This window comes from Microbacterium gawkjiense (assembly GCF_031932225.1).
GTDB lineage: Bacteria > Actinomycetota > Actinomycetes > Actinomycetales > Microbacteriaceae > Microbacterium > Microbacterium gawkjiense.
In genome coordinates this window covers 1,056,167-1,075,969 of sequence record NZ_JAUZVV010000002.1, presented here as the reverse complement: position 1 = coordinate 1,075,969, position 19,803 = coordinate 1,056,167, and the positions used below count along the sequence as shown (strand labels likewise).

At 72.5% G+C, this 19,803-nt stretch carries 24 protein-coding genes, 1 tRNA gene and 1 riboswitch; of the genes, 15 read left to right on the top strand and 10 right to left on the bottom strand.

All coding sequences use genetic code 11. From position 1 onward, the window contains the following. Nucleotides 1-58: 58 nt before the first annotated feature. Entirely contained in the window at nucleotides 59-1,012 is a 954-nt protein-coding gene (locus Q9S71_RS13445) for an alpha/beta fold hydrolase (RefSeq protein WP_311862851.1), read from the bottom strand. A 44-nt stretch (nucleotides 1,013-1,056) separates the two neighbouring features. On the opposite strand from Q9S71_RS13445, the gene Q9S71_RS13440 reads away from it, so the two are divergent. After that, the gene (locus tag Q9S71_RS13440; protein ID WP_311862849.1) at nucleotides 1,057-1,536 is read left to right on the top strand and encodes a carboxymuconolactone decarboxylase family protein; all 480 of its coding nucleotides are present in this window, start codon (nucleotides 1,057-1,059) and stop codon (nucleotides 1,534-1,536) included. Further along, the gene (locus Q9S71_RS13435; protein ID WP_311862847.1) at nucleotides 1,533-2,246 is read left to right on the top strand and encodes a tyrosine-protein phosphatase; all 714 of its coding nucleotides are present in this window, start codon (nucleotides 1,533-1,535) and stop codon (nucleotides 2,244-2,246) included. The genes Q9S71_RS13440 and Q9S71_RS13435 overlap by 4 nt, the downstream gene beginning before the upstream one ends. Before the next feature lie 6 nt (nucleotides 2,247-2,252). Here Q9S71_RS13435 and Q9S71_RS13430 read toward each other — a convergent pair whose 3' ends face one another. From Q9S71_RS13430 to Q9S71_RS13415, 4 genes are all read right to left on the bottom strand, one after another. Next, the gene (locus Q9S71_RS13430; protein WP_311862846.1) at nucleotides 2,253-2,699 is read right to left on the bottom strand and encodes a Fe-S oxidoreductase; all 447 of its coding nucleotides are present in this window, start codon (nucleotides 2,697-2,699) and stop codon (nucleotides 2,253-2,255) included. Beyond that, nucleotides 2,696-3,508 carry an arginase family protein gene (locus Q9S71_RS13425; protein ID WP_311862845.1) on the bottom strand — a complete coding sequence of 271 codons (813 nt, stop codon included), beginning with the start codon at nucleotides 3,506-3,508 and terminating at the stop codon, nucleotides 2,696-2,698. The genes Q9S71_RS13430 and Q9S71_RS13425 overlap by 4 nt, the downstream gene beginning before the upstream one ends. 64 nt (nucleotides 3,509-3,572) lie before the next feature. Beyond that, nucleotides 3,573-4,307, bottom strand: coding sequence for a PspA/IM30 family protein (locus Q9S71_RS13420; protein ID WP_217531150.1), 735 nt, complete (start codon nucleotides 4,305-4,307; stop codon nucleotides 3,573-3,575). Nucleotides 4,308-4,381: 74 nt separating this feature from the next. Beyond that, a complete protein-coding gene (locus Q9S71_RS13415) occupies nucleotides 4,382-6,352 on the bottom strand; it encodes a TPM domain-containing protein (protein WP_311862844.1) in 1,971 nt (656 codons plus the stop codon). Between the two features lie 152 nt (nucleotides 6,353-6,504). Here Q9S71_RS13415 and Q9S71_RS13410 point away from each other — a divergent pair, with 152 nt between their 5' ends. The 3 genes from Q9S71_RS13410 to Q9S71_RS13400 are packed head-to-tail and all read left to right on the top strand — an operon-like array spanning nucleotide 6,505 to nucleotide 9,049. Then, entirely contained in the window at nucleotides 6,505-7,338 is an 834-nt protein-coding gene (locus Q9S71_RS13410; RefSeq protein WP_311862843.1) for a DUF3097 family protein, read from the top strand. 59 nt (nucleotides 7,339-7,397) lie between these two features. After that, entirely contained in the window at nucleotides 7,398-8,144 is a 747-nt protein-coding gene (gene trmB / locus Q9S71_RS13405) for a tRNA (guanosine(46)-N7)-methyltransferase TrmB (protein WP_311862842.1), read from the top strand. Beyond that, nucleotides 8,144-9,049, top strand: coding sequence for a CPBP family intramembrane glutamic endopeptidase (locus Q9S71_RS13400; RefSeq protein WP_311862840.1), 906 nt, complete (start codon nucleotides 8,144-8,146; stop codon nucleotides 9,047-9,049). Before trmB ends, Q9S71_RS13400 begins: the two co-directional genes overlap by 1 nt. Before the next feature lie 9 nt (nucleotides 9,050-9,058). Here the strand turns inward: Q9S71_RS13400 and Q9S71_RS13395 are convergent, their stop codons facing one another. After that, nucleotides 9,059-9,559, bottom strand: a complete 501-nt coding sequence (locus tag Q9S71_RS13395; RefSeq protein ID WP_311862838.1) for a hypothetical protein — start codon at nucleotides 9,557-9,559, stop codon at nucleotides 9,059-9,061. A 125-nt stretch (nucleotides 9,560-9,684) separates the two neighbouring features. Here Q9S71_RS13395 and Q9S71_RS13390 point away from each other — a divergent pair, with 125 nt between their 5' ends. Further along, nucleotides 9,685-10,167 (top strand): pyridoxamine 5'-phosphate oxidase family protein, encoded by a 483-nt coding sequence (locus tag Q9S71_RS13390; protein ID WP_311862837.1) that lies wholly within the window; start codon nucleotides 9,685-9,687, stop codon nucleotides 10,165-10,167. A gap of 98 nt (nucleotides 10,168-10,265) precedes the next feature. Beyond that, on the top strand, nucleotides 10,266-10,421 hold the full coding sequence (locus tag Q9S71_RS13385) for a hypothetical protein (RefSeq protein ID WP_197471560.1): 156 nt from the start codon (nucleotides 10,266-10,268) through the stop codon (nucleotides 10,419-10,421). A 115-nt stretch (nucleotides 10,422-10,536) separates the two neighbouring features. On the opposite strand, the gene Q9S71_RS13380 is transcribed toward Q9S71_RS13385, so the two are convergent. Further along, entirely contained in the window at nucleotides 10,537-10,719 is a 183-nt protein-coding gene (locus tag Q9S71_RS13380) for a hypothetical protein (RefSeq protein ID WP_311862836.1), read from the bottom strand. Nucleotides 10,720-11,013: 294 nt separating this feature from the next. After that, a riboswitch (guanidine-III (ykkC-III) riboswitch) is annotated at nucleotides 11,014-11,077 on the top strand. Between the two features lie 12 nt (nucleotides 11,078-11,089). Here Q9S71_RS13380 and Q9S71_RS13375 point away from each other — a divergent pair. Both Q9S71_RS13375 and Q9S71_RS13370 read left to right on the top strand, forming a co-directional pair. Then, on the top strand, nucleotides 11,090-11,407 hold the full coding sequence (locus Q9S71_RS13375) for a DMT family transporter (RefSeq protein ID WP_217531235.1): 318 nt from the start codon (nucleotides 11,090-11,092) through the stop codon (nucleotides 11,405-11,407). 85 nt (nucleotides 11,408-11,492) lie between these two features. Then, entirely contained in the window at nucleotides 11,493-11,642 is a 150-nt protein-coding gene (locus tag Q9S71_RS13370) for a hypothetical protein (protein WP_311862835.1), read from the top strand. Nucleotides 11,643-11,700: 58 nt separating this feature from the next. Here Q9S71_RS13370 and Q9S71_RS13365 read toward each other — a convergent pair. Further along, nucleotides 11,701-11,773 (bottom strand) — tRNA-Arg (locus Q9S71_RS13365). Nucleotides 11,774-11,844: 71 nt separating this feature from the next. Here Q9S71_RS13365 and Q9S71_RS13360 point away from each other — a divergent pair. Beyond that, on the top strand, nucleotides 11,845-12,570 hold the full coding sequence (locus Q9S71_RS13360) for an NUDIX hydrolase (protein WP_311862834.1): 726 nt from the start codon (nucleotides 11,845-11,847) through the stop codon (nucleotides 12,568-12,570). Here Q9S71_RS13360 and Q9S71_RS13355 read toward each other — a convergent pair. Next, nucleotides 12,558-13,562, bottom strand: a complete 1,005-nt coding sequence (locus tag Q9S71_RS13355) for a DUF2510 domain-containing protein (protein WP_311862833.1) — start codon at nucleotides 13,560-13,562, stop codon at nucleotides 12,558-12,560. The genes Q9S71_RS13360 and Q9S71_RS13355 overlap by 13 nt on opposite strands. A gap of 127 nt (nucleotides 13,563-13,689) precedes the next feature. Between Q9S71_RS13355 and Q9S71_RS13350 the strand changes: the two genes are divergently transcribed. Continuing rightward, nucleotides 13,690-14,334: an NAD(P)H-binding protein gene (locus Q9S71_RS13350; RefSeq protein WP_311862832.1), complete on the top strand. Its 645-nt coding sequence runs from the start codon at nucleotides 13,690-13,692 to the stop codon at nucleotides 14,332-14,334. 4 nt (nucleotides 14,335-14,338) lie between these two features. Here the strand turns inward: Q9S71_RS13350 and Q9S71_RS13345 are convergent, their stop codons facing one another. After that, nucleotides 14,339-15,130, bottom strand: a complete 792-nt coding sequence (locus Q9S71_RS13345; RefSeq protein WP_311862831.1) for an SGNH/GDSL hydrolase family protein — start codon at nucleotides 15,128-15,130, stop codon at nucleotides 14,339-14,341. 66 nt (nucleotides 15,131-15,196) lie between these two features. Here Q9S71_RS13345 and Q9S71_RS13340 point away from each other — a divergent pair, with 66 nt between their 5' ends. The 4 genes from Q9S71_RS13340 to Q9S71_RS13325 are packed head-to-tail and all read left to right on the top strand — an operon-like array spanning nucleotide 15,197 to nucleotide 19,700. Continuing rightward, on the top strand, nucleotides 15,197-16,021 hold the full coding sequence (locus Q9S71_RS13340; protein ID WP_311862830.1) for a transglutaminase-like domain-containing protein: 825 nt from the start codon (nucleotides 15,197-15,199) through the stop codon (nucleotides 16,019-16,021). 34 nt (nucleotides 16,022-16,055) lie between these two features. Next, a complete protein-coding gene (locus tag Q9S71_RS13335) occupies nucleotides 16,056-17,228 on the top strand; it encodes a sensor histidine kinase (RefSeq protein ID WP_231872691.1) in 1,173 nt (390 codons plus the stop codon). Between the two features lie 29 nt (nucleotides 17,229-17,257). Then, a complete protein-coding gene (gene argS, locus Q9S71_RS13330; protein ID WP_311862828.1) occupies nucleotides 17,258-18,925 on the top strand; it encodes an arginine--tRNA ligase in 1,668 nt (555 codons plus the stop codon). Nucleotide 18,926: 1 nt separating this feature from the next. Further along, nucleotides 18,927-19,700: an LmeA family phospholipid-binding protein gene (locus Q9S71_RS13325; RefSeq protein WP_311862827.1), complete on the top strand. Its 774-nt coding sequence runs from the start codon at nucleotides 18,927-18,929 to the stop codon at nucleotides 19,698-19,700. Nucleotides 19,701-19,803 lie beyond the last annotated feature (103 nt).

Here is a 19,803-nt window from a genome sequence, read left to right as displayed (position 1 = left end):
GCGCCATCGGAGTGCTCGGGTGCGCGTTACAGCCTAGAGTCCCGCGCGCGCAGTTCGGTCACCGGCCGTCATGTGCCGCGCGGACGGCCGCGGCGAGCTCGACGGGGCGCTCCTCCTGCACGTTGTGCCCCGATTCCAGCTCGACGTGGCGTGCGGCCGGCATCCGCTCCCGGAACTCGCGCCGGTCCGCCTCGGTGAGGAAGCCCCGCGTGCCGGTGACGAGGGTGACGGGGGCGGTGACCGCGGCGAGGTGGTCCCATCCCGCGGCGGAGAGGACACCGGCATCCGCCCGCTGCGCGGCGTCGACCGCTGCGGCGGCCCCCGGGTCCGCCGCGAGCCGGTTCGCGAGGTGCGCGTAGTGGTGCTTCCACTCGACGCGGCCGTCGGGGCGGATGCGGGAGTTCAGCGACACCCCTCGCGTGGCCGCCTCGCGCGACCCGCCGAGGCCGAACGAGAGTGCGCGGTCGACGAGCTCGTCGCGGCTCGCCCAGTCGGTGGGACCGGCGAAGAAGGCGCGGATCGAGGCGGCGGCGCCGTTCGGGTCGATGCCGGGGGAGATGTCGACGAGGACGAGGGCCGCGACGAGGTCGGGATGCCGCGCCGCGAGGGCCGCGGCGGTGAGCCCGCCGAGCGAGTGCCCGACGAGGGTCTGCGGGCGGCCGTCGGTCCAGGCGGTGACGGCGGGCGCGATGTCGGCGGCGAGGGTGTCACCGGTGTACTGCGCGTCGCTGCGCCACGACGAGTCGCCGTGCCCCGGCAGGTCCAGCACGAGCGCCGGGAGACCGGCGGCGAGGACCGTCGTGTCCCACGTGTGGGCGTTGAGCCCGGCGCCGTGGAGGAACGTGACCTCGGGCGCGAGGCCCGGGTCGCCGAACCGCAGGGCGCTCACCGTCCGTCCGTCCGGCAGGCTGTGCGTCAGCCGGCGCACCGGCGGGACGGGGACCCCGAGGGCGTCGCCCTGCGCGGGGAGGTAGGAGAACTCGTCGAACGCGTCGTCGTTCACGTTCCTCATTGTCGCCGATCCCCGGTGGCGGGGACGCGGCTACGGTGGACGGCATGAGCGATCCCCACCGCGTGCACCTGGCCCGCGCGAGCCGGCCGGCCTACGACGCCCTCGAGGCGTTCGCCAAGACCGTCGGCGACCTCGCCGCCGAGGCGGGGATCGACGCCCGCCTGCGGGAGATCGCCCTCATCCATTCCTCGCAGCTGAACGGATGCGCCTACTGCGTGCGCGTGCACGCCGATCGTGCCGCCAAGGCGGGGCTCACGATGGACGTCGTCGCGCAGATCGCCGTCTGGCGCGAATCGGGCGTCTTCACCGAGCGGGAGCGCGCGGCGCTCGAGCTCACGGAAGCCTACGTCTTCATCCACGAGGAGGGCGTCCCCGACGACGTCTACGACCGGGTCGGCGGCATCCTTTCCGAGGAGGAGTACGTCGCGCTCAGCTGGCTGCTCGTCTCGATCAACGCCTTCAACCGCATCGCGATCGCGGGGCGCTACCCCGTGCCCGAGCGCCCGGCGCCGCCGACACCGTGACGGTCCACGACGTCCCCGGCGTCTTCAACGTCCGCGACGTCGGCGGGCTGCCCGCGGACGGCGGCCGCACGAGGGACGGCGTCCTGTTCCGATCGGGGCACCTGGCGCGGCTGACCTCGGAGGGCCGCGAGCGGCTCGCGGCATTCGGCATCCGTCGCATCGTCGACCTCCGCGACGAGCAGGAGCGACGCGACGAACCGTCCCGCATCGACGGTCTCGGCGTCGAGACCGTGTGCCTGCCGATGTTCGCCGGGTCGGCCGCCTCGTTCTTCGACGACGACCTCTCGCTCGACGACCTGTACCGGGCGCTCGTCGACGGTTCCGCGTCGCGGCTGGTCGAGGTGGTGCGCGCCGTGCTGGCGGCGCACCCGGTGCTCGTCCACTGCACGGTCGGCAAGGACCGCACCGGGCTGTCGGTCGCCCTCGTCCTCGCCGCCGCGGGGGTCGACGAGGACGCCGTCGTCGCCGACTACGCGCGCACCGAGCACCTGCTGCCGGTGGCCCGCAACGACGCCGTCCTGCGCTTCCTCCGCGCCCGCTACCCGCACGCGCGGCACCTCGAGGACCTCGCGACGCGCTCGCCGGCAGAGGCGATGCGCGCCGTCTTCGAGGACCTGCGGCTGCGCTACGGCGGTCCGGTCGACTACCTGCGGTCGTACGGACTGCGCGACGACGAGATCGCCGAGCTCCGCCGCATCCTCATCGCGTGACGCCCCTCAGCGGCGCGGCACGTACCGCCCGTCCTCCAGGCCCGCCTCGATCTCGAACCGGTTGGTGAGGGGGTCGCGGCCGGCGAACAGGTACAGCAGCGGCATGAGCATGCCGTAGCGCCGCCACTGCTCCCGGTGCACCGCTTCATGGGCGAGCAACCGGTCGTCGATGGGGCCCGTGCCCGTGAGGAAGCAACCGCCGACGCAGACGCCACCGCGTCCGAACGTCACCTCGGGCATGCCGCGGAACACCCAGAGTCCGCCGCGGCGTTCGACCCGCCCCGTCGACCAGAGCGACCCCCACACGAACCCGAAGGCGGTGCCGGCCAGGTACCCGAGGCGGCTGAGGGGGGAGTCGAGCAGGATGCCGGGGATCCACCGGTCCCACCGTCGCCCGCGGTCGAGGGCACGCTCCGCGCGCTGCTCCCATCCGGGTGGAGGGAGCGGAGTCACGCGAAGGCTCCCAGCAGGCGGAGGATCGTGCCGAGGTCCTCGACCGCGGCGTCCCGGCTCGCGGGGGCGAAACCCGCGACGGAGGCGCCGACCAGCGGCATCCGCTCTCGCAGTCGTCCGATCGCGGCGACGACCTGGGCGGGCTGGGCGCCGAACGGGACCGGCTCGAGCACGCCCGTGATCGTGGCCGGGTCGAGGACGTCGAGGTCGATGTGGACGTACACCGCGTCGGCGCCGGTCGCGGCGACGGCGTCCGCGAGGGCCGCGGGGTCCGCGAGGGCGTCGGCGGCGAGCATCGTGACCGGCGAGGAGTCGAGCACGTCGGCCTCGCCGTCGTCCAGCGCGCGCGCCCCGACGAGGACGGTGCGCGCGGCAACGGCGGGGGGCGCGTCCGTGAACGGGCCCGGCGCGATCGCGGCGCGCAGGGCCATGCCGGCGAGGGCGCCCGAGGGCGAGGACGCCGGGGTGTGGAGGTCGCCGTGCGCGTCGAACCAGACGACGGCGAGGGAAGGATGCCGCGCGGCCGCCGCCGCGATCCCGGGCACCGCGACGGCGCAGTCGCCGCCCACGACGACGGCGGGCTCGTCGGCGCCGTCGAGCGCTTCGGCGATCGCATCGCGCACGCGGGTGAGGGTGCTGAACCGACGGATGCCGGTGCCGAGCGCCTCACCTGCTTCGGTGGGGACCTCGATCCGCGTGAGCGCGGACCGGGGGAGGTCGTCGGCGATCGCCTCGGCGCCGTCGATGAGACGCATCGCGCGGGCGGACGGCGAGCCCTGCCACTGCGGGGCGACGACGAAACGGGTCATGGACACCTCCGGGGAGCAGGACGGCGCCGGACCCGAGGGCCCGACGCCGTCCGTGCGGATGGGTTTACTGCTCGATCGCGCCGGCGTTGCCGCCGGTCTTGAGCGCGGCCAGGCGCGCCTCGACCTCGGTCAGCTCGCCGATGTCCTCGAGCTGATTGAACTGCGCGTCGATCGACGACGCCGCGATCTCGGCCTTGCCGGCGGCGAGGGCCTCCTGGCGACGGACCTTGTCCTCGAAGCGGCCGAGCTCGCTCGTCGGGTCGAGCACGTCGATCGACTTGACGGCGTCGTGCACCTTGTTCTGCGCCTCGGCGGTCTTGGCGCGCGCCAGCAGCTCGGAGCGCTTCGAGCGCAGCTGGTCGAGCTTCTGCTTCATGCCGTTGAGGCCGTCCTTGAGCTTCTCGACGACCTCGGTCTGCGCGGCGATCGAGGGGGCGATGGCGCGGGCCTCGTTCTCCTCGCTGATCTGGCGCTGCAGGGCGATCTTGGCGAGGTTGTCGAACTTGTCGGCATCCGTCGTGTTCCCGGCGGCGCGCAGCTCGTCGGCCTTGCGGCTGGCGGCGATGGCCTTGTTGCCCCACTCGGCGGCGGCCTTGACGTCCTCATCGTGGTCGCGCTCGAGCAGACGCAGGTTGCCGATGGTCTCGGCGATGGCCGTCTCGGCGTCGGCGATGTTGTTCGTGTAGTCGCGGACGAGCTGGTCGAGCATCTTCTGCGGGTCCTCGGCGGAGTCGAGGAGGGCGTTGATGTTCGCCTTCACCAGAGTCGAGATGCGGCCGAAGATGGACTGCTTTGCCATCGTGTTTCCTTTCCTAGCGGGAGGTCGTGAGGTCGAGGTCGGTGGGGAGGTCGTGGCCCTGCGGCGTCGGAAGATCAGAAGCGACCGCCTCCTCTGCGGGATCGGGAGCCGCCGCTGGAGCGTCCGATGGATCCGCCGCTGCGACCGCCGCTGCGCCGGGAGGAGCCGCCGCCGAACCCGCCGAACCCGCCGGAGGAGCGACGGGACCCGCCGCCGCTGAGGAGGGATCCCATGATGATGCCGCCCAGCATGCCGCCGAAGTCGCCTCCGCCGCCAGCGTTTCCGCCGCCGGCGAACGACCCCACGTCGCTCTGCGCGCGCCGTGTCGCCTCCTCCGCCAGGCTCGCGGCGCGCTGCGCCAGGGCGAGCGCCCGTTCCGGGTCGCCGTCCTGCGCCTGCGTGGCCTGCACCAGCGTGGCTCCGGCCTCGGCGAGCCGGGTGCGCGCGGTCGCTCCCACGGCGCCGCGACGGGCGGTGATGAAGTCCTCCGCGGCGGAGATCTGCGCCCTCGCCTGCAGCAGGGTCTGCGAGAGCACGCTGCGAGCGCGGTCGGCGCGCTGCTGCGCCTCGCGGACCTGGCCGAGCGCGCCGTCGATCGCGGTGTTCGCGCGCTCGAGCAGGGTGAGGGCCGCGAGCGGGTCGCGGTGAGCGCCGGTGAGATCCTCGCGCGCCGCGTCGAGGTTCTGCCGGGTGGCGGCGATGACGGGGGCGAGGCGGGCGTCGGGATCGGGTGTCGCCGCCGCGGCCGCGAGATCCGCTTCGAGCTCGGTGACGAGGGCGGCGCCGTCGCGTTCCGCGGCCTCGAAGTCGGCGGCGAGCTTCGTGATCGCGTCCTGCAGCTGGGTCGCCTGTGCGACGGCTTGCTCGGCCGCGCGGATGCCGACGGCCGCCGCAGCGCCGTCGCCCGCCGCGACCTCGCGCTGCGCCTCGGCGAGCCGTGCGTCGGCGAAGGTCAGCCGATCGCGCGCCTGCTCGGGGTTGTCGGCGACGGCGCTCAGCGCCTCTGCGCGGTAGGCGGCGCGGAGCTGCGTCAGGCGGGCGTCCGATTCCGCGGCCCGCGCGCCGACCTCGGCGCGGCGCTGCTGCACGCGGGCGAGCGCCTCGGGGGCGTTCGCGGCGAGGTCCCGCAGGGCTTCGAACGCGCCCGCCTTCTCGACCAGGGCCGCTTCGGCGGCGCGGGAGCGCTCGAGGATCTCCGCGTACCAGGCGCGGCGCTGCTCGGGGGAGTCGGGCGTCTCGTCATCCATCTTCTGCTGCAGGGCGAACGCCTGCTGCAGCGAGGCGCGCGCCTCGGCGATCGCCTGCTCGAACTCGCCCGTCGCGGCATCCCCGAACTCCGCCTTCGCGAAGCCGAGCTCCTGCGTGCTCGTCGAGATGGCGTCGTCGGTGCGGACCAGGGCGGCGCCGGCCTGTCGCTCGAGCTCCTCCAGCGGGACCTGTGCCTTGCCGGATGCCGCGCCCGCCCCGCGGCGCCGACGCCGACGCCGCACGAGCGCCCACACGACGAGGGCCGCCAGCGCAGCCACGACGATGACCACGACCCAGACGAGCCCGCCGCCACCGCCCCCGGACCGGGCCTCCTGGAGCCCGTCGGCCGCGGCGGTGCCGGCGCCCGCCCAGTCGTCGTTGCTCAGGGCGGGGAGCACGCGTTCCTGCTCGATGCGTGCGACGGCGTCCGGGGAGATCGGGCCGCTCGAGTCGGCGGAGAGGTAGTACGCGCGCCCCTCGGTCGCGACCGCGAGGAGGTACTGGTTCGGACCGAGGTTGTTGCGTTCGGCGGTCGCGTTCGCCCAGTCCTCGGCGCTCGACGGATCGGTGAAGTCGTCGACGTAGACGACCCACAGGCCGAGGCCGGTGTCGTCCTGCAGCTGCGCGAGACGGGTGTCGAGGCGGGCTTCCTGCGCGTCCGTGAGGACGTCGGATGCGTCGAGCACTCGGGTCTCGTCGAGGGTGACCGGCTCGGTCGCGGCGGCCGGTGCGGCGACGGCGACGCCGATGAGGACCGCGAGCGACACCGCCACGACGGACGTCAGGCGGGATCGCATCGTCCAGACCTCCGGGAGTCGCTCGAGTGCGGTCGGAACCGCCTGTCGCGAGTCTATGCCGCGACCCGTATGCCTCGGTACCGGCATCCGACCGGAGCGCCTGTGCGTTCCCTCTGTGTTCCTCCTCTAGGCTTCCCGGTTCGGAGGTGCCGATGGACGACCGGTATGGAAGCGACGTGCTCGCCGCGGGATGGCGCGACAAGGGGCGGCCCACGGTGGCGACGGTCCCCGCCGAGCGGGGTCTTGTCGTCGAGGTCGCGCTGGACGACTTCGTGGGTGCCGTGACCGGCGTGACGGCGGGGCACGTCGAGCTCGAGGACCGGCACGGCCGTGTGCGGCTGTTCCCGATCGGCGGCGGGTTCCTCGTCGACGGTCGGCCCGTTCAGCTCGTCCCGCCCCGCGCCGCAGCCCCCGCGGGACGGACCCGTACCGCGTCCGGCTCCTTCGCCGCCCCGCAGGCGCGGGCGCGCGTCGCCCGGGCCTCGCGCATCCTCGTCGAGGGTCGCCACGACGCCGAACTCGTCGAGAAGGTCTGGGGCGACGACCTCCGCATCGAGGGGGTCGTGGTCGAGTACCTGCAGGGCGTCGACCTCCTGGAGGATCTGCTCCATGCCGAGCCGCCGAGTGCGGAGCGTCGTTACGGCGTGCTCGTCGACCACCTCGTCCCGGGGTCGAAGGAGACGCGCATCGCCGAGCAGATCCTGCGGGGTCCGCACGGACGCTTCCTGAAGATCGTCGGACATCCCCACATCGACGTCTGGCAGTGCGTGCTGCCGCGCGCGGTCGGCATCGCCGCCTGGCCGGAGGTGCCGCGCGGGATCGAGTGGAAGAAGGGCGTCAGCCGCGCCCTCGGCTGGCCGGCCGAGGACCAGACCGACATCGCCCACAACTGGCAGCGCATCCTCGGGTCCGTCACGACCTACCGCGACCTCGACCCCGCCCTCCTCGGCCGCGTCGAGGAACTCATCGACTTCGTGACCGCATGAGCGGGCGACGCAAGGGCCGGCCCGCGGGGGCGCAGGACACCGCGGGATACCCTGATCGCATGCCCGACCCCGATGCGCCCGAGGCCGCGCCGCGCTTCCGTGACAAGCCGGTGTCGTTCGTGCGACGCAGCGGCCGCATGAGCGATGCGCAGGAGCGCGCGTGGGACGAGCTCTCGGGCACGTACCTGCTCGAGGTCGATCGGGATGCCGCGGCCACCAGCATCCGCCCCGGTTCCACGATCGACCCCGCCGCCGAGTTCGGCCGCGCGGCCCGGCTCGTCGTCGAGATCGGCTCCGGGCAGGGGCACGCGATCGTGCACGCCGCGGCGGCCGACCCCGCCACCGACTTCATCGCCGTCGAGGTGTTCCGCGCCGGGCTCGCCCGCACGATGCTCGACGCCGACCGTGAGGGCGTGCGGAACCTGCGGCTCGTCGAGGCGAACGCGCCCGAAGTCCTTGAGCACCTGCTGCCCGAGGCATCCGTCGACGAGGTGTGGATCTTCTTCCCCGACCCGTGGCACAAGACCAAGCACAACAAGCGCCGGCTCATCGCCGACGGATTCCCCGCGCTCGCCGCCCGCGCGCTGCGGGACGGCGGGGTGCTGCGGCTCGCGACCGACTGGGAGGACTACGCGCTGCAGATGCGCGAGGTCCTCGCCGGCGCCGACGAGTTCGAGGCGGCGTTCGACGGGGAGTGGGCGGCGCGGTTCGAGGGTCGCATCATGACCGCGTTCGAGCGCAAGGGCATCGCCAAGGGGCGCGACATCCGCGACCTGACGTACCGCCGCCGGCCGCGGACGCCGTGATGGTGCGCGCCCACGCAGGAGCACGTCCGCTCGTCGGTGTGCGCCTCGTGCCGGCGCTGCTCGTCTGCCTTGCGGCACCGGCGTTCTTCGTGCTGCTGACGCCCTGGCTCGGGTGGATACTGCTCGCCGCGGGGCTCGGAACCGCTGCGGTGCTCGATCGCGGGGGTGGTGGTGGTGAGGTCGTCTCGGTGGGGTCGACCCTCGAGTCGTCCACGCAGGTGGGCGTCGCCCGGACCCCGTCGCTCACGCGCGACCTCTCGCTGATCGCGATCGGGATGCTGATCGTCAGCGTCATCCCGCTGAAGGCCGAGCTCGACGACGCGGCGATGGTGCGCTTCACCCTGGCGCTGGGCGGCGCGGTCCTCGTGCCCTACCTCGTGTCGCGGTTCGTCTACCGGGACCATGCGATCCGGTTCCCCTGGCGCGGCGGCGGGCGGTGGACGCTCTGGCAGTGGGCCTGGCTGATCGCGGTCCTCGTGCTCGGCTGGCTGATCCTGCCGTTCTACTTCATCACGTCGGGCGTCTACGAGAACTGGCCCGTCGTGGACACCCCCGACCTCATCGCGCGCCTGTTCGTCGGTGTCGGCGCGGTCGGCATCTGGGACGAGCTGTTCTTCATCTGCACGTGCTTCGCCCTGCTGCGCCGTCACTTCGCGGATGCGACGGCGAACGTGCTGCAGGCGATCGTGTTCGTCTCGTTCCTGTGGGAGCTGGGATACCGCGCATGGGGTCCCGTGCTGACGATCCCGTTCGCGCTGCTGCAGGCCGTCATCTTCCTGCGGACGAAGTCGCTCGCCTACGTCGTGACGGTGCACCTGCTGTTCGATGCGGTGGTCTTCGGTGTGCTCGTCCACGCCCACAACCCAGGACTGCTCGACGCGGTCTTCCTCGTTCTGGCGCCCTGACCCGGGCCGTCAGGCGGGAGAAGCGGATGCCGTCGCGCGCGCCGACGTCGCGTGCGCGACACCCCAGACGACCAGGGCCATCGCCGCGACGGCGCTCGCCGCCATCAGCACGGTGCCGCCCGGGGCGTGATCGCCGCCGCTGATCATGAACGTGTCCGCGAGCGACATCCCGGGTCCGAACGACGCCATGAAGTACGCGGGCGCGCCGCCGACGATGATCGCGAGGTAGGAGGCGGCGACGGCGCGGGTCGAGGCCTGACGGACGATGAGGGCCGGGACCAGGACGAACAGCGCGAGGCCGACACCGACCGCGGCGGACACCCAGGGGACGGGGGTGAACACGGTCTCGCCGCGGGCTGCCGCCGCCTCGCGGATCTCGTCGAGGGTGAGTCCGGGTGCGGCTGCCAACGGGTTCCAGACGGCGATCTGGAGGACGAACACGGCGGCGTACGCCGTGACGGCGACGGTCCCGAGGATCGCGAGGAGGGTGCGGAACGAGCGCGGCGTCATGGCCCGAGCCTGGCATGGGTCGGGCGGCGGCGGTACCTCGTGTCGCGCATCCGATGGAGGGTGTCAAGCCCTGCGATCGCGTCGCGCCCCGGTGCGAGCCTGGCGGAAAGACGAAGGAGGGCCTCATGGCCGATGAGAAGGATCCGCACGCGACACTGATCGACCTGCTGCCGAAGTTCCGCTTCGCGATGGTCACCACGATGAACGAGGAGGGTGCCCACACGGCGCGGCCGTTGACGGTGCAGGATCGCGAGTTCGACGGCGACCTGTGGTTCATCGTCGGTCGTGACTCGTCCGTCGTCGCGCATGTCGCCGCCCGTCCTGAGGTCGGCGTCGCGCTGAGCACGAACGACGCGTGGGTGTCGATCGCGGGCAACGCCGAGGTGGTCGACGACCTCGCGCGACTGCGCGAGTACTGGTCGCCCGCGGTCGAGGCGTGGTTCCCCGACGGCCCCGAGGACCCGAACGTCACGCTGCTGAAGATCGATGCGGTGTCGGGGGAGTACTGGAGCAGCCCGGGAGGGGTCGTCGCCTCGGTGGTCAGCCTCGTCAAGTCGAAGATCACGGGTGAGCCGTACGAGGGGCGCAACGCGACCGTCGACCTCTGAGCGTTCCCAGCGGATCGGGTCTGTCAAGGCCCTGAGCGGGATGCGGGCGGCTGCGTAGCGTCGCCGACACGTGACCGACAACGACCGGAAGGACTGCGATGAGCGACACGAACGGCTCGGACGAGCACAACACGCAGGGTGTCCCCGACGAGGGCGCTGACGCCGACACCGCGTCCGGCGGATCGCCCGACGAGAACCCGCCCGTCACGACGGACGAGGACGGTACTCCCATCGAGAACCCGTCGGGCGGCTGAGTCCGCCCGACGCAAGGCCTGCCGCCGCACGAGGATGTCCGTCTTCGTGCGACGGCAGTTCTGTGTGCGGGCATCGCTGAGCCGACGCGGATGCCGCACCCTGCCGCGCCTGGTGTCAGAACAGGGCGACCAGGGACGCGCCGAAGGTCACCAGGAGGGCGACGGGGACCACGAGCAGACCGATCGCCGCGATGCCGATGGCGACGATCGTGCCGAGCACCGACAGCACTGCCGCCGAGGCCGCGCCGCCCGCGCGGGCGACGGAATGCGAGCGTGTGGAGAGGGTCGCGGTAGCCATACTCAGACGCTACGAACCGGCGCTCGCCGGCGCGTCCTTCGCGAGGGTGGCCGGGGTCATCCTCGGGGATGATGTCGGCCGTCAGACCGGCGGTGGCGACCTCCCCGCCACCGCATCCCATCTCTTCCCCTGTCGCAAAGTGCGGTGGACCGCGGCGTGTTGTGACAGGGGAGTAGTGACGGCGCGCCGCGGCATCCGTTCCCCTGTCACGAAACGCGGAGCGGCGCGGCGTGTTGTGACAGGGGAGCGGTGGGGCTGCACCGGGTCCGCACAGGGAGCCTCGATAGACTCGGCGGCGGGCTCCGACCGGGCCCCCGGACGAGGGTTCAGTACCCGGTGAGCGACAAGACTGGCCAGGAGGTCAGTGATGCTGTCGTGGATCGTTCTCATCGTCGCCGGGATGCTCGAAGCCGTGTGGGCCACCGCGCTCGGGCGCTCCGAAGGCTTCACGAAGCTGTGGCCGACGGTCACCTTCGGTGTCGCGCTCGTCGCCAGCATGGGCGGTCTCGCCTTCGCGCTGCGCGAGATCCCCACCGGGACGGGGTACGCCGTGTGGGTCGGCATCGGGGCATCCCTCACCGTGGTCTGGGCGATGGTGACGGGCGCCGAGTCGGTCTCCGTGGTGAAGATCCTGCTCATCCTCGGCCTCGTCGCGTGCATCGTCGGGCTCAAGCTCGTCTCGGATTGACGCGCCGCGCTGTCAACCCCGGGCATCCGCGCGAGCGTCGCGTTAGCGTCACGTCCACAGAGGACACCGACCGACGGAGGGCGACATGACCGGCGACGACCGCAGCACCGACGACAACGCGTACGAGGGGCCGGATGTGGAGCTCCCCACCCACGACGGCGCGGTACCGGGCGGCGTCCCGCCCTTCGGCCACCCCGTCCATTCGGACGAGCACCAGGACGCGCGCGAGGACTGAGGTCCCGCGGAACGACGAAGGGGACCCGGCGCGATGCCGAGTCCCCTTCGCTTCCGTGTGCCCCCGGAGGGATTCGAACCCCCGACTTCTGGTACCGGAAACCAACGCTCTATCCCCTGAGCTACGGAGGCGTACCGATCGAGACTATCACCGGTGCGGCCGCTCCCGCGCGCACGTCCACGCCGTCGCATAGCCTGAAGCGATGACCTCCTCCGCTCCCGCCCCGACCGCGCGGGAGCAGCTCGTGAGCCTCGTCGAATCCGTCGCGAGCGGGGCCGCCCAGCCGGGTTTCGAGGTGCTGCGTTCGATGCCGGAGGTGCCGGGTGCCCGGCCGGCGGCGGTGCTCATCCTGTTCGGCGTCCTCGACGAGGTGCCGGCCGACCGCGACGCGGCCGAGAGTGCCGTCTCCCGCGATCTCGACGTGCTGCTGCTGTCCCGGGCCGAGACGCTCCGCGCCCACCCGGGACAGGTCGCGTTCCCCGGCGGACGCGTCGATCCGGGGGATGCGGATGCCGTCGCGGCATCCCTCCGCGAAGCGTGGGAGGAGACGGGGCTCGAAATCGACGGGGTCGACGTCCTCGGCACTCTCGAGCCGATCCCGCTCGAGTTCTCCCGCCACCTCGTGACACCCGTGGTCGCGTGGTGGCGCCGCCCGTCACCCGTCCGCGTCGTGGACGAGGCCGAGTCGGCGGACGTGTTCCGCGCTCCCGTCGCCGATCTGCTCGACCCCGCCCACCGGGGCGTCACCGTCGTGCGGAGCGAGCGGGGCGAGTTCCGCGGTCCCGCGTTCCTCATCCCGACACCCCGCGGCGACCGTCTCGTATGGGGGTTCACCGCCATGATCCTGGCGGGCCTGTTCACCCGGCTCGGCTGGGAGGAGCCGTGGGATGCGGGCCGCGTCATCCCCCTGCCGGGTCAGAACGCGTAGAAGTTCGCGTAGTCCGACAGCAGCAGGTCGGTCGCATCCTCCGGGACGAGGTAGGCGACAAGCCCCTCGACCGTCTCGCCCTCGGCGATCGTGCCCTGGTCGACCAGCAGCGTCGTGTCGTCAGGCGGCACGACGTACGCACTCGGGTAGCTCATCCCGTCCGGGGTCGCGACCGACAGGTCGTACGACGCGTACGACGCCTCGATGCCCTCGGGGTCGAGTCCCGTCACCGTCATCTCGACGAGGACGTACCGCATGCCGGTGATGTCCCTGTCGTTGTAGGCGTTCCACCCCAGGATCTCGTCGGTGGCGTCCTCGTCGACGAGCCGGACGTCGGCACGGTACTCGTCGCGCGACGACGACCCCGCCACGTACGGCAGGGGGAGCGGGTCCTCCAGGGACCCGGGACCGGTCTCGGGGGCGTAGGGTTCGAAGCCGCGGTCCGAGGGGGATGCCTCGGGTGCCGGTGCCGCGCCCGCATCGGGATCGCTGTACGACGGGCTCGGCGCCCAGATCAGGGAGCCGATCGAGATCGACACGATGAGCGCCCACGCCAGTCCGAGGGCGGAGAGGACCGTGCCCGTCACCGCGAGCGCCTTGCGCTGCCGGCGGACGAGGGCGATCACGCCGATGACGGCGCCGGTCAGGGCGATGAGGAGTCCGAGGAACGGGATCCACGCCGACAGGAAGGCCGCGATGCCGAGCACGAGCGCCGCGACCGCCCACCCCTGGGGCGCGCTCGGCGCCAGGACGGGGCCGCCGTACGGCGCGTACCCCGCCGGCGGCGCTCCGTACGGTGCCGGCGGCGCTCCGTAGGGCGCGTGCGGCGGCACCGGGCCGTACGCCGGTACGGGACCCTGCGCGGGAGGAACGGCCGCCGCGTCGGCGGGCAGGAACGGGGGAGCGGCGTGCCACGCCGCGCCGTCCCAGTAGCGGAGTTCGTTGCCGGCGTGCGGAGCCGGATACCACCCGGCAGGCGTCGTCTCGCTCACGTGTGTGTCCCCCTCGTCGATGCAGAGAGAGCCCACCGGCCCCCTTCCACGACGAGCGTACAAGCGCAAGGGGAAGCGCCTCCGGGGCTGTCCACCGTAGCGTCGAGGCGGTAGGAAGGGAGCCCACATGGCACGCATCACGATCATCGGGGGACACGGGAAGGTCGCGCTGCTGCTTGCGCCGCTCCTGGTCGAGACCGGACACGACGTCACGTCCGTCATCCGCAACCCGGAGCACGAGCAGGACGTCGCCCGCACGGGTGCCCGCCCGGTCGTCGCCGACGTCGCGGCATCCGATCTCGACGCCCTCACCGATCTGCTGGCCGACAGCGACGCGGTCGTCTGGTCCGCCGGCGCCGGTGGCGGCTCGCCCGAGCGCACCTACGCGGTGGATCGGGATGCCGCGATCCGATCGATCGACGCGGCCGTCGCCGCTGAGGCGCGCCGCTACGTCATGGTGTCGTACTTCGGCGCCGGGCCGGATCACGGGGTCGACCCGTCGGACGGCTTCTACGCGTACGCCGAGGCGAAGGCGGCGGCGGACGAACACCTGCGGGGCGCCGACCTCGACTGGACGATCCTCGCGCCGTCGGCGCTGACCCTGGACGAGCCGACGGGGAGGATCGACGCCCGCTCCGACGAGGGGACCTCGGTCCCGCGTGCGGACGTCGCCGCCGTGATCGCGGCGGTGCTGGCGGAACCGGCCACGATCGGACGGACCGTCTCGTTCAACACCGGCGACGTGCCGATCGCCGAGGCCATCCGGCCGTGAGAGGTCAGGGCCGGACGGGCGCCGACTCGTCCTCGGTCGGGGCGACGGCGTCGGTGCTCGCGCTGCGGTCGACGAGCGCCTGCTGAAGCCGCTCGGCGAGGTACGCGTGACCCCGGTCCGAGGGATGCCGCTTACCGGCGCCGACGTCGATCACGTCGAGGTAGTTGGCGGGGGTGACCCACTGCTCCTGGAGCGGCGAGATGTACCACCAGTGCCGGTCGGCGGCCGCCTTCTGGAGGTCGCGGTCGATGCGGGCGGTGCCCTCGTCGATCGGGAACTGGTGCGGGGTCGGCCCGAAGATCACGATCTGCGCGTGCGGGTACAGCCGGGCGAAGACGTCCCAGGTGGCGTCGACGGCCTCGCGGTAGCCGCGCTCGCCCTGCTGACGGTCGTTGATCGAGCCCTGGATGATGATCAGGTCGTAGTCGGCGGCCGGGTCGAGCCACTTCGCCCGCGTGCGGAAGTCGGGACCGTCCCACCCGGGCTTCATGTACCCCGAGCCGCGGACGCCGTCGACGGTCACGTCCCATCCGGTGAGCCGCCCGAGGCGGTACGCGTAGCCGTCCGTGGGGACGGTCGCTGCCGCGCCGTAGGTCCAGGAGTCGCCGAAGACGAGCACGTCGGGGTCGGCCGGGAGCGAGAGCGGCTCGACGGCGGAGACGCCGCCCGATGAGGATGCGGCGTCGACGGCGGAGATGCTGCGCCACGGCTGCCACGCGGCGAGCGCGACGATGGCGGCGACTCCGACGGCGATGATCCCCAGTCCCCACCCCCGAGCGCGTCGTTCAGAGGTCATGCGACGAGGGTAAGCGATGATCGCCGAACTCGCCGAGCACGATCTTCACCGTGGGAGGATTGCTCGGTGCAGCGTGTCGTCACGGCGGAACTCGACCTCGACCTCGAGGGGGAGCTCGACCTCATCCTCTCCGTCGCCGTGGCCGCCGGCACTCCGCTCGCCCACGAGCGGCTCCGCATCCTGCGGAACGGCGAGGATCTGCCCGCCGTGACGGTGACGGATGCCGTGGGCACGCGGCTGCACCGACTCCGCGTCGGGGCGGGCCCCGTGCAGGTGCGGTACGACGCACGCGTCGACGGGCCGCTCGCCGTGGCCCCGGCCTCCGACCTCGACACCGCCGTCTACCTCCGGCCGAGCCGCTACGCCCCGTCGGACTCCGTCTTCGCGCAGGCGCGCCGCCAGTTCGGGGGGCTCCGCGGCACCGACCTCCTCGCCGCCGTCGAGTCCTTCGTCGCCGAGACCGTGACCTATTCGCCCGGTCTGTCGCTCGGCACCGACTCGGCCGTCACGACGCTCGCCACGGGGCAGGGCGTCTGCCGCGATTACGCGCACCTCGTCATCGCGCTCCTGCGGGCGATGGACGTCCCCGCCCGGTACGTCGCGTGCTACGCACCGGGTCTCGTGCCCATGGACTTCCACGCGGTCGCCGAGGCGTGGATCGACGGGCGCTGGCTCGTCGTCGACGCGACCCGGCTGTCGAACCGTCGCGGGCTGGTGCGCATCGCCACGGGACGGGACGCCGCGGACTGCGCCTTCCTCAGCTATTACGGTGCGAACCTGGCGCTTCGACGGCTCGTCGTGGACGCGCGCGTCGACGCCGACGACGCGGTCGCCGCCGCGGCATCCGATCCGCAGCAGGACGATCGGGCAGCGCTGGTCTCGATCGGGTGATTAGGGTGATGCGTAGGACATCGGGGAGGTGCGGGTGAAGACCGCAGATGACGCCATTCGGCGAGCGATCATCGAGGACTACCGCGTGCTGGGCGAGGCCCCGGAAGCGGACCTCCAGGGCCTGGTGCAGCTGGCCGCCACCGTGTGCGGCGTCCCCACCGCGGTCATCAACCTCATCGACGATCGGTTCCAGCATCAGATCGCGGCGGTCGGCATCGAGCCGGCTGTCTGCAGCCGCGAGGACTCGATGTGCGCGGTCGTGTTCCGCAAGCCGGGTCACACCGTCGTCACCGACGCGAGCCTCGACGAGCGATTCGCGGGCAATCCGTTCGTGACCGGGGAGGTCGCCAACGTCAAGTTCTACGCCTCGAGCCCGCTCATCACCCCGATGGGGGTGCCCATCGGCACCATCTGCATCTTCGACGAGGTGCCCCGTGAGCTCCCCGAGGACGAGAGTGCGGCGCTCGCCCTCATCGCGCGCCAGATCGTCGACGTGCTCGAACTGCGACGCATCTCGCGGGAGCTCGGCGAGTCGAACGAGCAGCTCGAGAACTTCGCGGCGCAGGTCGCGCACGACCTCCGCAACCCGCTGACCGCGCTCACCGGATACATCGAGCTCGCCGCGGACGTCCCCGAGGTCGCAGATCTCCCCGCGGCGTCGCGCGCGCTCGCCCGCGCCGAGTCGGTCGCCGACAGGATGTCGGGGATGATCGCGCGGCTGCTGGACTACGCGCGCGTCGGCGGATCGCCCATCCGTCGCACCGCGGTCGACGTCGAACCGCTCGTCGCCTCGACGATGGAGGACCTCCGCAGCGCGGGCGAGGACAACGGCGCCGAGGTGACGGTCGAGGCATCCGTCCCCGTCCAGGCCGACCCGACCCTGGCAAGCGTCCTCGTGCAGAACCTCGTCGGGAACGCGGTCAAGTTCGCCGGGACCGGCGGTCGCCTCCCGCGGGTCGTCGTCTCGGTCGGAACGGTTGCGTCCGGCGTGCGCATCGTCGTCGACGACAACGGCCCGGGCGTCCCGGTCGCCGAGCGGGAGCTCGTGCTCGAGCCGCTCGAGCGCGGATCGAACGCCGAGGCCCCCGGCTTCGGCATCGGCCTCGCGACGTGCCGTCGCATCGTCGAGTCCCACGGCGGCCGCCTCGGGATCGACGATTCGCCGCTCGGGGGAGCCCGCATCTGGGTCGTCCTGCCGTCGGCGTGAGGGTCTCCCGACCGTAGACTTGTCGGGTTATGACTCCCGACGCCCTCTCCGCCGCCCTCCTCGCCGTCGTCCTCCCGCTCGTCGAGGCGCGACGACCCGGCGCCGGTGAGGCGCTCACCGTCGCCGACTTCCCGGTCGAGCGGCCGAAGAACCGCGATCACGGCGACTGGGCCTCCAACGCCGCCCTGAAGCTCTCGAAGCAGGTCGGGGCGAACCCGCGCGAGTTCGCGGCCGAGGTCGCCGAGGCGCTCGCCGCCGTCGACGGCATCGCCTCGGTCGAGGTCGCCGGTCCCGGGTTCATCAACATCCGACTGGATGCCGCCGCCGCCGGCGCGCTCGCGAAGACGATCGTCGACGCCGGTGCGAGCTTCGGACACGGGCGCACGCAGGAGGGCAACACGATCAACCTCGAGTTCGTCAGCGCGAACCCGACCGGTCCCATGCACATCGGCCACACGCGGTGGGCGGCGCTCGGCGACGCGATCGCGCGTCTGCTGCTGGCCAGCGGCGCGACCCTCGTGCGCGAGTTCTACATCAACGACGCCGGTGCGCAGATGGATCGCTTCGGCCGCTCGGTCCTCGCCCGCATCGAAGGTAAGCCGACGCCCGAGGACGGGTATGCCGGCGCGTACATCGACGACCTCGCGACCCGGGTCGCCGCCGCCGAGCCGGGTCTGGGCGACCTGCCCGAGCCCGAGCGCGTCGCGGTGGCCCGCGACAAGGCCTACGAACTGCAGCTCGCGGAGCTCCAGGCATCCCTCGAGAAGTTCAACGTGCATTTCGACGTCTTCTTCAGTGAGCGCACGCTCCACGCGAAGAAGCCGGACGGCGGCCCGAGCCTCGTCGACGAGGCCGTCGACCGCCTGCGCGCGCAGGGCCACGTGTTCGACGCCGAGGGTGCGGTCTGGGTGCGCACGACCGACTTCGGCGACGACAAGGACCGCGTCATCCGTCGGTCCAACGGCGAGTACACCTACTTCGCCGCCGACGCCGCCTACTACTTGAACAAAGGCGACCGCGGCTTCGCGCACAAGATCTACCTGCTCGGCGCCGACCACCACGGGTACGTGCACCGCCTCAAGGCGCTCGCGGGGGCTGCCGGCGACGACCCGGAGAAGGACATCGAGGTGCTCATCGGGCAGCTCGTGTCGGTCAACGGCGCGCGGCTGTCCAAGCGCGCGGGCAACATCATCGAGCTCGACGACCTGCGCGAGTGGCTCGGCACGGACGCGCTGCGGTACTCGCTCGCGCGCTACCCGGCCGACTCGCCGCTCACGCTCGATCCCGAGATCCTGCAGAAGCGCACGAACGACAACCCGGTGTTCTACGTGCAGTACGCCCACGCGCGGACGCACAACGTCGCTCGGAATGCCGCCGACTCCGGCGTCTCGCGCGACGCGTTCGCCCCCGAGCTGCTCACGCACGAGGCCGAGTCCGCTCTCCTCGGCGCCCTGCAGGAGTTCCCGCGCCTGGTCGCCTTCGCGGCCGAGCTGCGCGAGCCGCACCGCATCGCGCGCTACCTCGAGGAGCTCGCGAGCCTCTACCACCGCTGGTACGACTCCTGCCGTGTGACGCCCCTCGGCGACGAGGAGGTCACCGACCTGCACCGCACGCGCCTGTGGCTCAACGACGCCACCGGCCAGGTGCTGCGCAACGGTCTCGACCTGCTCGGCGTGAGCGCGCCCGAGCGGATGTGACATGACGACCGTCACGGCGCCCCGCCGACGTCGCCGCGGCTGGGTCGTGGTGATCGTCGTCGTCGCGGTGCTCGCCGCCCTCGTGGTCGCGGCGGAGTTCGCGGCGCGGGCGATCGTGCCGCAGGTCGTCCGCTCGCAGCTGATCGAGAACCTCGGCCTGCCCGCAGACCAGGCGATCGACGTCGAGATCCCCGGGCTCGTCCTGCCCCAGCTCGCCGTCGGGAGCATCGCTCAGATGAGCGTGTCCGCTGACGACGTCGAGGTCGAGGGGATCTCGGGCGACGTCCGGGTCGACATCCAGGATGCCCCGGTCCGGGGCGGCGACTGGAGCAGCGCCCGCGCCGTCGTCTTGCTGGACGAGGATCAGGTGCGCACGATCCTGTCGCGGGTGGACGGTTTCCCGGTGGACGCGTTCCACCTCGCGCCCCCCGAGGTCGCCCTCGACACAGAACTGAACCTGTTCGGGGCCGCCATCCCACTGGGTGTGCGCCTGTCCGCGGCCGCGGAGGACGGCGACCTCGTCCTCTCGCCGATGACCTTCCGGCTCGGCGACGTGGACGTGAGCGCCGACGCGCTCCGCGAGCAGGTCGGGCCGCTCGTGGGGTCCTTCGCGCAGAGCTGGCCGGTGTGCCTCGCGCAGTACCTGCCGCGGGCGCTCACCCTGACGGGCGTCGCCGTCGAGGAGCGCGGGGTCGTCGCGACCTTCGAGATCGACAGCGCGATTCTGCGCGACGAGACCGCGCAGCAGCCCGGTTCCTGCTCCGACGCCTCGTAGCGTCACGGGGCCGGGGGCGGCGGCCGGGGTGCCCTAGACTGTGGGCACCGTCGGGGCGTGGCCACACCGCCCGACAATCCCGTTCCCACCCGATTGGTGCCCC

Bases quoted from the DNA above. Each gene is read 5' to 3' on its own strand.
- Q9S71_RS13445 (WP_311862851.1), bottom strand. From the start codon at position 1,012: ATGAGGAACGTGAACGACGACGCGTTCGACGAGTTCTCCTACCTCCCC.
- Q9S71_RS13440 (WP_311862849.1), top strand. From the start codon at position 1,057: ATGAGCGATCCCCACCGCGTGCACCTGGCCCGCGCGAGCCGGCCGGCC.
- Q9S71_RS13425 (WP_311862845.1), bottom strand. From the start codon at position 3,508: ATGACCCGTTTCGTCGTCGCCCCGCAGTGGCAGGGCTCGCCGTCCGCC.
- Q9S71_RS13420 (WP_217531150.1), bottom strand. From the start codon at position 4,307: ATGGCAAAGCAGTCCATCTTCGGCCGCATCTCGACTCTGGTGAAGGCG.
- Q9S71_RS13415 (WP_311862844.1), bottom strand. From the start codon at position 6,352: ATGCGATCCCGCCTGACGTCCGTCGTGGCGGTGTCGCTCGCGGTCCTC.
- Q9S71_RS13410 (WP_311862843.1), top strand. From the start codon at position 6,505: ATGGACGACCGGTATGGAAGCGACGTGCTCGCCGCGGGATGGCGCGAC.
- trmB (WP_311862842.1), top strand. From the start codon at position 7,398: ATGCCCGACCCCGATGCGCCCGAGGCCGCGCCGCGCTTCCGTGACAAG.
- Q9S71_RS13400 (WP_311862840.1), top strand. From the start codon at position 8,144: ATGGTGCGCGCCCACGCAGGAGCACGTCCGCTCGTCGGTGTGCGCCTC.
- Q9S71_RS13395 (WP_311862838.1), bottom strand. From the start codon at position 9,559: ATGACGCCGCGCTCGTTCCGCACCCTCCTCGCGATCCTCGGGACCGTC.
- Q9S71_RS13390 (WP_311862837.1), top strand. From the start codon at position 9,685: ATGGCCGATGAGAAGGATCCGCACGCGACACTGATCGACCTGCTGCCG.
- Q9S71_RS13385 (WP_197471560.1), top strand. From the start codon at position 10,266: ATGAGCGACACGAACGGCTCGGACGAGCACAACACGCAGGGTGTCCCC.
- Q9S71_RS13380 (WP_311862836.1), bottom strand. From the start codon at position 10,719: ATGGCTACCGCGACCCTCTCCACACGCTCGCATTCCGTCGCCCGCGCG.
- Q9S71_RS13370 (WP_311862835.1), top strand. From the start codon at position 11,493: ATGACCGGCGACGACCGCAGCACCGACGACAACGCGTACGAGGGGCCG.
- Q9S71_RS13360 (WP_311862834.1), top strand. From the start codon at position 11,845: ATGACCTCCTCCGCTCCCGCCCCGACCGCGCGGGAGCAGCTCGTGAGC.
- Q9S71_RS13350 (WP_311862832.1), top strand. From the start codon at position 13,690: ATGGCACGCATCACGATCATCGGGGGACACGGGAAGGTCGCGCTGCTG.
- Q9S71_RS13345 (WP_311862831.1), bottom strand. From the start codon at position 15,130: ATGACCTCTGAACGACGCGCTCGGGGGTGGGGACTGGGGATCATCGCC.
- argS (WP_311862828.1), top strand. From the start codon at position 17,258: ATGACTCCCGACGCCCTCTCCGCCGCCCTCCTCGCCGTCGTCCTCCCG.
- Q9S71_RS13325 (WP_311862827.1), top strand. From the start codon at position 18,927: ATGACGACCGTCACGGCGCCCCGCCGACGTCGCCGCGGCTGGGTCGTG.